1 protein-coding gene is annotated in these 966 nt (G+C 67.8%); it reads right to left on the bottom strand.

What is annotated here, in order from left to right:
• The coding region (locus J8I29_RS29640; RefSeq protein WP_209434420.1) for a Hint domain-containing protein at window positions 1–966 on the bottom strand (966 nt) is incomplete at its 5' end.

Genomic DNA, 966 nt, shown 5'->3' with positions numbered 1-966 from the left:
TCAGCCGTTCAGCGCGGCCTCGGCGGCGGCGTCAGCCTCGACCAGATAGGGTCCGGCAGCCAGGATCTGCAGGCCCAGCATGGCGATCGCGTTGGGGGCGCGCTCGCCGAGCGGCAGCACGGCATCGCCATCCGTCCAGCGGCGGGCTCCTTCCGGCACCGACCAGCCGCGCAGAGTGCGGGCGGTCAGATGGGTGTCGATCTCGCGGCGGACATTGCCGTCCTGCAGCGTGACGGCACCGACGAGCACGCCGAGGAAACGGCGGTCATCGACATAGGGCCCGATCGTGTCGGCCGGACGGCTGGCGCGCGAGACGATGCGCACCGACCGCACATTCGAGGGGATCATGAACAAGGCCATGCCGTCGGCTTCGCGGGCCTGGCGGATGACCCGGCCGCTTTCGGTGACCAGATGCAGATCCGCTTCGCGGGTCAGTTCGACCGGCTGCGAGCGCACCGGATCGTTGCGCAGCGCCGCCCGGGCCTCGATGGCCCGGAAGATCGGCTCGACGAAGGCACGGTCGACGCAAAGCGGCGCCGCCGCATCGCTCGCCCAGTCCTTGGCCTTGCCGGGGAACGGCACCACGCCGTGCTGGGCCACGAAGTTCTTGCGGTTGCCCGTGTCGAGATAGCTCTCGGAGAGCATGCCGTTGGCCTGGATGATGGCATGCTCGGCCAGCTCGACATGGTAGTAGGTGTAGGTCTGGAAGGAGCGGTCGTAGAAGATGCTCCGGCCATTGACCAGCATGCGGATCGGCACCAGCTTGCCTTCGAAGAAGAAGCTGTGCTCGGCCGTGACCAGCAGATCCTGATAGGGCACGCCCTCGGCAATGGCGTCCTTGAGGATGCGGACGGGATAGCCGCCCATGTCCAGGGGCCGCGAGGGATTGCTCAGGACGTGGCCCGAACCGATCCAGGTCACCGGGCGCAGTTCGTCCCTGCCTTCGACGGAGACGAAGACCTCGTC

The organism is Labrys sp. LIt4 (genome assembly GCF_017813775.1).
Lineage (GTDB): Bacteria > Pseudomonadota > Alphaproteobacteria > Rhizobiales > Labraceae > Labrys > Labrys okinawensis_A.
This window is presented reverse-complemented; position numbering and strand designations above follow the sequence as displayed.